Below are 6,655 nucleotides of genomic sequence, written 5' to 3' on the forward strand. Positions count from 1 at the left end.
ATGCAAGCATAAAAAAACCCAGCCGTTGGCTGGGTTTCAAAATCTAGTTACATACTTTTTTTACGCGCTATAGACCCCAGCCTTCCGAATACGAAAGCTGCGACGTCGTAGCTGTGCTGTTAAAACTAAAGTATGGTTCATTGGTTCTAATTGACAAAATGTGTTGTTCATTGATGGCAAATCTACAGCGATTATTTCTGAGAGTAAACCTTTTTTTATATTTTTTTGTTATATGCCTAGTGGTCATGGTGCATTTCAGTCTGCACTTCTCGCTGCATCTGATGGTGCTGATGTCCACCCTGTCCGCTCGAATATTTACTAACCGCTTGATAAATATAGAAGCTTCCCCAGAGGATAAAGACCAACCCAAAGACAGCTCTTACTTTTGGGTTGCGGAAGAAATTCACCAACCTGTTACTGAATACACCTATTGCAAACATGGCTGGCAAGGTTCCAAGACCGAAGGCAACCATGCTTGCGAAACCACCCAAAGCAGTGCCAGAGGTACTGGCCATGGCCAGGGTGCTGTAGACTAGTCCACAAGGCAATAGTCCCCACAACAGTCCAACTACCGCAGCCTGATGGAATTTCTTAATCGGTAAAAAACGGCTTTGCACGGGTGATACTTTTTTCCACAGTTTACGGCCGATGCTTTCAAAATAAATCAGCAGGTTCTGCCAGCTTAAAAGATAAAAACCCATCATGATCAGCATGATGCCACCTAGAACGATTAATACAGGGAAGTTAGTCCACTTGCTAAAAAGATAGCCAAAGCCACCAACTAAAGCTCCAAGGATACCGTAACTGAATACCCGGAATATCTGGTAAGTGAAAGACAGCCGCAATGACTTTTCCTTAGCAGTACCGGTATTGAGCGCAACTGTTAAGCCACCGCACATACCGATGCAATGCGTTGATCCCAGAAAACCCATGGCAAAGGCTGATACCAGTGCGGTTAAAACCTGCTCGCTAATCATGAATGTTTCTCTGTTGCTTGATCGTCATTTTTAGAAGGTTGTTCTGAGGCAGTGCTCTCTTCGCCTTCTTCTTCAAACCCTTTTTCTTCCAAGCCTTCCTCTTCAAACCCTTTCTCTTCAATCCCTTTTTCTTCGAAGAGAATGCGACTCGCCTCTTTATCCAGATCCGAGTACTGATCCGAATTAACCGCCCAGAAGAAAATGCCAACCGCTATGGCCAGGAAAACCAAAGTCAGTGGTATTAATAAATAAATCGCATCCATAATTAGCTTATGCTCTGCTTCTTTTCACGTTTCAGTTTCAACGAATTGACCACTACCACAATCGAACTGAGTGACATCCCAATAGCCGCAAGGTACGGTGGAATATAACCCATTGCCGCGAATGGGATCATGACCACATTATAAAGTAGCGCCCAACTAATGTTCTGTTTGATCACTGACTGGGTTTGACGGCTTTTTTGCAACACAAAAGGTATGTCCAATAAATTTTCCGACAACAGGTAAGCATCAGCTGTTGTGCGCGTGAGATCGGACGCTTTAGCCATAGCAATCGACGAATCGGCTGCTGACATCACCGGTGCATCATTCAATCCATCACCGACCATCAATACCCGTTCACCTCTTGCCTGCAAGGATTTTACATAAGACAGCTTCTGTTCTGGCGCCATCCCATTGGCCCAAAGCTCTATACCTAATTCCTTTGCTACCTGCTCAGTTTGTTCGCTAGGATCGCCACTTAGAATGTGTAGCCGATACCCTTTTGCTTTCAACTGCTGGCTCATATCCTTAGCCTGCTCACGAATCTTGTCAGTCAAGATAACATGCGCAATGATTGTCTGTCCGTCGTATAACCAGAGGCCTGCGTTTTCCGACGCAATCTTTTCAAAACGCCCACCGCAGGACTCGATAAACTGACGGTTGCCAAACCAATAAGTTTGACCATTAATTTTTCCGGAAACGCCAGCAAAGGAATGATGCTCGATATCATTAGCAACAATATCTTTAGACTGGTATTGATAAAAAGCTAACGCGATAGGATGTTCCGACTGAGCTTCTAGCGCAGCAATGATTACTAATACCTGATCCTTGGAATGGTCGGCTAACAACTCTACTTTATTAACGGTGAAAGTCCCTTCGGTCAGAGTTCCTGTTTTATCAAAAATCACATCGGTAATATGGCTGGTATTTTGTAGAAAGTGCTGGCCTTTGATTAAGACATTGCGCTGATTGTGTGCCAGAGCGCCACAGGTCATGGCAATCGGTGTTGCCAGTCCAAGTGCGCAGGGACAGCTCACCACCAGTACCGAAAGGGTAATCCATAACGCTTCCTGCGGTTCGTGACGCAGCCAGTACCAGGCGACCACCGCGGCGAGCAACAAAATAAACAGTACGAAATAACGTGCAACCGTGTCGGCCAGTAAGCCAATTTTAGGTTTTTCCAGCAGCGCCGCTTCTTGCATGCTCAGTAGTTTCGCCCAATAACTATTGCTGGTATTGCCAGAAACTTTAATGCGAATCGCCTGATGCGTATTGACGCTACCGGCCATCACTATCTGCCCACGATATTTCTGGCGCGGCAAAAATTCGCCATTCAGCATGGCTTCGTTCACTTCAGCCTGCTCACTGACCAGCTCGCCATCAATCGGCACAGTAGCGCCGGGGCGAATCAAAATCTCATCACCTTGCTGTAACTTTTTCAGCGAGACCATCTTGCCCTGCGCTTCATTGCCAATCATTTTTTCGGCATAAACCGGCAGGCTGTTCTGTCCCTTATAAACTTTTTCACTGACCTGCTGACGCGCTCTAAACTCAAGATAACGTCCAATCAGCAGGAAAAAGACAAACATGGTTACCGAATCAAAATAGACTTCACCACTTTGTGTGATCACTGCCCAGATACTGGCTCCATAAGCTAAAAATAACGCCAAAGTAATTGGCACATCCATATTCAAACGGAACTGGCGCAGCGATTGTATAGCGCTAAAATAGAAAGGAAAACCGGCGTAAAATAAAACAGGCGTAGCAATAAAAAAGCTTACCCAACGTAAGAAGTGACCATGCTGCTGATTCACATCATCCCATGCACCAAGATATAAACCTACCGCATACATCATCACCTGCATCATGCCCAGACCAGCAAGGCCCAAGCGACGCAACCAGCTTTTCTGCTGCTTGTTGTTGATGGCCAGAGCCTGTTCAGGTTTATAGGGAAGCGCCGCATAACCAAGCTGATGTAAGCGCTTTAAAATCTTGCTCAGCTCAATGGTGTCCGTTTGCCACTGAAGGTTAATGGTCTGTGCCGCGACATTGACCTGTACACCTGTAACGCCAGTCAGTTTTCTTAAGGTTCGTTCAATCAGCCAGGCACAGGCGCTACAGCGAATGGATTCGGACAGTAGAATAATTGAGGAGGACTTGTTGTCAGTAGCTGGGGTTTTATTTTGATCGACCAGATATTCGGCTTGAATATCCTCTTCATCAAAAGCAATTAGCTCAGCAGGAAGTTCCTGATCGGGGCGAATGGCTTGTTCGGTTCTAAATTGATAATAGTCAGTCAGGCCATTATTAACGATGGTTTCAGCAACCGAATAGCAGCCTATGCAACAGAACTCTCGCTCTTTACCAAGCACTTCAAGAGTCTGATGATAGTTTACAGGAATGGGCAAACCACAGTGAAAACACTCGCCACGGACTTTTGCGTCCATATCAATAACCTAAGGTTAATTCGCGCTTGGTTGGCAATGTCCATATCTGTTCCAGTTCCCATTCGTCACCATGCGGGCGTAAAGTAACGTGCCACTTGCCCTGGGTATCTTTTTCAGAGCCATCAGCCATGAGTTCGGCATAATAGACGCCATTGGCATTCTGTTTTAATGCCAGAGAAAAATCACGCTCAGCCAGCGTTGCATGACGAAAATCCAGAAACAGGCTGTCTGCTATTGGTTGTTTAGATTCCAACTGAATCTCTAGGCGGGTTCCGGATAGATCGACATCCGCTCGAATACCCATATCTTTCGCCAGCTGGCGTTTTTCAAGAATCTGGTTGATGGCCAGGCCTTCTTTGTAATAATCGTCCTTAACCATGCTGGCTGGATTGTTCACAGCAATCGTCACCAACAAAATCCCTGTCACCACCGAGCTGGCCGGGATGGCAATCACAAACCAGGGCCAAAATTGTTTGTACCAGGGTTTAGTATCGTGTTCTTGCACTTGATTCATGGATGTTCCGCGCAATTAGCGTCTTCTAACAGGACCAATAAAGTTGGTGCCTTGATTAATAGCGATGGATTCGTCATCCACACTTTGCATACGTACCGTCAGCTTTTCGGTGGTAGACATTAAATTAATAGGATCGATCGACACCCGAACCGGTACTGTAATCACGGCTCCTGCCTCGACGGTAACCGTTTCCGGCCCTTGGTAGACTAGCTCCGAGTGGCCGCTAATTTCGATAGTATAGGTATGCGCTTGCTGATCTTTATTAACGATTCGCAGATTGTAAATATTTTCGATAAAGCCTTCAGCGGTCGTTAAATACAGACGATTACGATCTTTAATAATGTCCAGCTCTAATGGTGTGCGTAACCAGACGGATAATACAAAAATTAAACTTATCAATACGAGTATGGCACCATAACCAATGGTCTTACCGCGTATTAATTTAACTTCTTTGCCATTGTCGCGATTTTCTGTGGTGTAGCGAATAAGGCCCGGCTCGTAGCCCATTTTATCCATCACTTCATCACAGGCATCAATACAGGCAGCACAGGCAATACATTCGTACTGCAAACCGTCACGAATATCGATACCGGTTGGGCAGACATGAACACACTGCATACAATCGATACAGTCACCCAGTCCTTTCGCCTCATACTCTTCCTTGGGCATATCTTTTTTACGCGGGCCACGCTCTTCGCCACGCTTTTCGTCGTAAGCAATGATCAGCGTATCTTTATCAAACATCGAACTCTGAAAGCGCGCATAAGGACACATATAAATACAGACCTGCTCACGCAACATACCGGCGTTGCCCCAGGTTGCGAAACTGTAAAATAGCACCCAGAAGGTTTCCCACGGCCCAGTGCTCAAAGTCAGGATTTTATCGGTTAGTTCTGTGATTGGCGTGAAATAGCCAACGAAGGTGTAACCAGTAAAGAGTGCAAAGATAATCCATAAAGCATGTTTGGCCAGTCGCTTTCGAACCTTCTCAAAATTCCACGGCTGTTTATCAAGTTTCAACTGCTTGTTGCGATCGCCTTCTACAAGCCGTTCCATCCAGATAAACACTTCGGTCCAGACTGTTTGCGGGCAGGCGTAACCGCACCATAAGCGGCCCGCCACCGTAGTGAAGAAAAACAGCGCCATGGCAGCGATGATTAACAGTAGCGTCAGGAAAATAAAATCTTGCGGAAAGAAGGTCAAACCAAACAAATGAAATTTTCGTGCGGGAAGATCAAACAAAACGGCCTGCTGACCGTTCCAACTTAACCAGGGAAGACCATAATACAGGCCAAGCAATAACCAGACTGACAAGACTCGGAGATTGTTAAATCGTCCCGATACTTTCTTCGAAAAAACTTTTTTCCGTTTTACGTAGAGATCCTGCTCATCACCAACTACGTAAGTATCTTGTTGTTCACTCATTGCTCTAACCTGTATTAATGTTTAGGCCAATTTAGCGGTGATTACTCTTGGTTTTGTTCATCACCTGAACGAGACAGACTATAAACATAGGCTGTTACCAGGTGTGACTTATCTTTACCAAGAATATTTTTATGGTCTGGCATGTTTGCCTGAACACCATTTTCAATCACTTCTTTGATCATGCTGATTGAACCGCCATGCAACCAGGTTGTATCTTTCAGATTCGGAGCACCCATTGCCGTATTACCACTCAAGTCTTTGCCGTGGCACACTGCACACATAGCTTCGTACTTGGCTTTGCCTTCAGCAACCAGGTTAGGCTTAAAGGTGCGCTCCACTTCATTTTGACTCAAAACATAGTGCACAACTTGCGAAACACCTTCTTCACCTAAAGCAGAGCCCCAGGCAGGCATCGCACCTTTACGACCTTCCATAATTGAATACATGATGTCATCAGGTGTGCCACCGTATAACCAGTCATCGTCAGTTAGATTTGGAAAGCCAATACCGCCACGTCCATCAGCACCATGACAACCGAAACAGGTGTTGGCAAAAATCGATTGCCCCATCTGGAGTGCTTCTGGTTCGTTCTGCAAATCTTTTACAGACATAGCCGCGTACTTTTCAAAAAGTGGCATATATTTCGCATCTGCTTCGGCGACTTCTTCTTCGTACTGCCCAATCTGCGACCAACCCAGAACGCCTTTGAACTTACCCAGGCCCGGATACAAAATCAGGTAGATAATCGCAAACACAATCGTGATGTAGAACATCCACAACCACCAGCGAGGCATTGGGTTATCGTATTCTTCAATACCGTCGTAGACATGACCGGTAGTTTTCCCCTGCTCACCACTTTGCTTTTTCTTACGTGTGAAATAGAGCAGCGCCACACAACCCAGAATATTGATGGCAACGATCAGAATAATATAAAAACTTAATGCATTACTCATGACTCATCACCTCTTTACGGTTATTCGCTGTAGACTCTTTATCATCTTCATCAAGAGCCATACGCGCTGCCTGGTCATA

6 protein-coding genes are annotated in these 6,655 nt (G+C 45.5%); all 6 read right to left on the reverse strand.

The window, feature by feature from the left end; genetic code table 11:
* Positions 1 to 236: 236 nt before the first annotated feature.
* From HUJ19_RS05395 to ccoP, 6 genes are read right to left on the reverse strand one after another with little or no spacing between them, the layout of a single operon-like run.
* Entirely contained in the window at positions 237 to 977 is a 741-nt protein-coding gene (locus HUJ19_RS05395) for a sulfite exporter TauE/SafE family protein (protein WP_290622682.1), read from the reverse strand.
* Positions 974 to 1,240, reverse strand: coding sequence for a cbb3-type cytochrome oxidase assembly protein CcoS (gene ccoS, locus HUJ19_RS05400; protein ID WP_290622683.1), 267 nt, complete (start codon positions 1,238 to 1,240; stop codon positions 974 to 976). The genes HUJ19_RS05395 and ccoS overlap by 4 nt, the downstream gene beginning before the upstream one ends.
* A 2-nt stretch (positions 1,241 to 1,242) precedes the next feature.
* On the reverse strand, positions 1,243 to 3,684 hold the full coding sequence (locus tag HUJ19_RS05405; RefSeq protein ID WP_290622684.1) for a heavy metal translocating P-type ATPase: 2,442 nt from the start codon (positions 3,682 to 3,684) through the stop codon (positions 1,243 to 1,245).
* A gap of 1 nt (position 3,685) precedes the next feature.
* Positions 3,686 to 4,198, reverse strand: a complete 513-nt coding sequence (locus HUJ19_RS05410) for a FixH family protein (protein ID WP_290622685.1) — start codon at positions 4,196 to 4,198, stop codon at positions 3,686 to 3,688.
* Between the two features lie 15 nt (positions 4,199 to 4,213).
* The gene (ccoG, locus tag HUJ19_RS05415; RefSeq protein ID WP_290622686.1) at positions 4,214 to 5,623 is read right to left on the reverse strand and encodes a cytochrome c oxidase accessory protein CcoG; all 1,410 of its coding nucleotides are present in this window, start codon (positions 5,621 to 5,623) and stop codon (positions 4,214 to 4,216) included.
* Between the two features lie 41 nt (positions 5,624 to 5,664).
* Complete coding sequence (gene ccoP, locus HUJ19_RS05420) at positions 5,665 to 6,576, reverse strand: cytochrome-c oxidase, cbb3-type subunit III (protein WP_290622687.1); 912 nt, start codon at positions 6,574 to 6,576, stop codon at positions 5,665 to 5,667.
* Between the last annotated feature and the right edge of the window lie 79 nt (positions 6,577 to 6,655).

The sequence above is a fragment of the Kangiella sp. genome, from assembly GCF_014762745.1.
GTDB lineage: Bacteria > Pseudomonadota > Gammaproteobacteria > Enterobacterales > Kangiellaceae > Kangiella.

Excerpts from the sequence above, each read along its gene's own strand:
- HUJ19_RS05395 (WP_290622682.1), bottom strand. The coding sequence starts at position 977 with ATGATTAGCGAGCAGGTTTTAACCGCACTGGTATCAGCCTTTGCCATG.
- ccoS (WP_290622683.1), bottom strand. The coding sequence starts at position 1,240 with ATGGATGCGATTTATTTATTAATACCACTGACTTTGGTTTTCCTGGCC.
- HUJ19_RS05405 (WP_290622684.1), bottom strand. The coding sequence starts at position 3,684 with ATGGACGCAAAAGTCCGTGGCGAGTGTTTTCACTGTGGTTTGCCCATT.
- HUJ19_RS05410 (WP_290622685.1), bottom strand. The coding sequence starts at position 4,198 with ATGAATCAAGTGCAAGAACACGATACTAAACCCTGGTACAAACAATTT.
- ccoG (WP_290622686.1), bottom strand. The coding sequence starts at position 5,623 with ATGAGTGAACAACAAGATACTTACGTAGTTGGTGATGAGCAGGATCTC.
- ccoP (WP_290622687.1), bottom strand. The coding sequence starts at position 6,576 with ATGAGTAATGCATTAAGTTTTTATATTATTCTGATCGTTGCCATCAAT.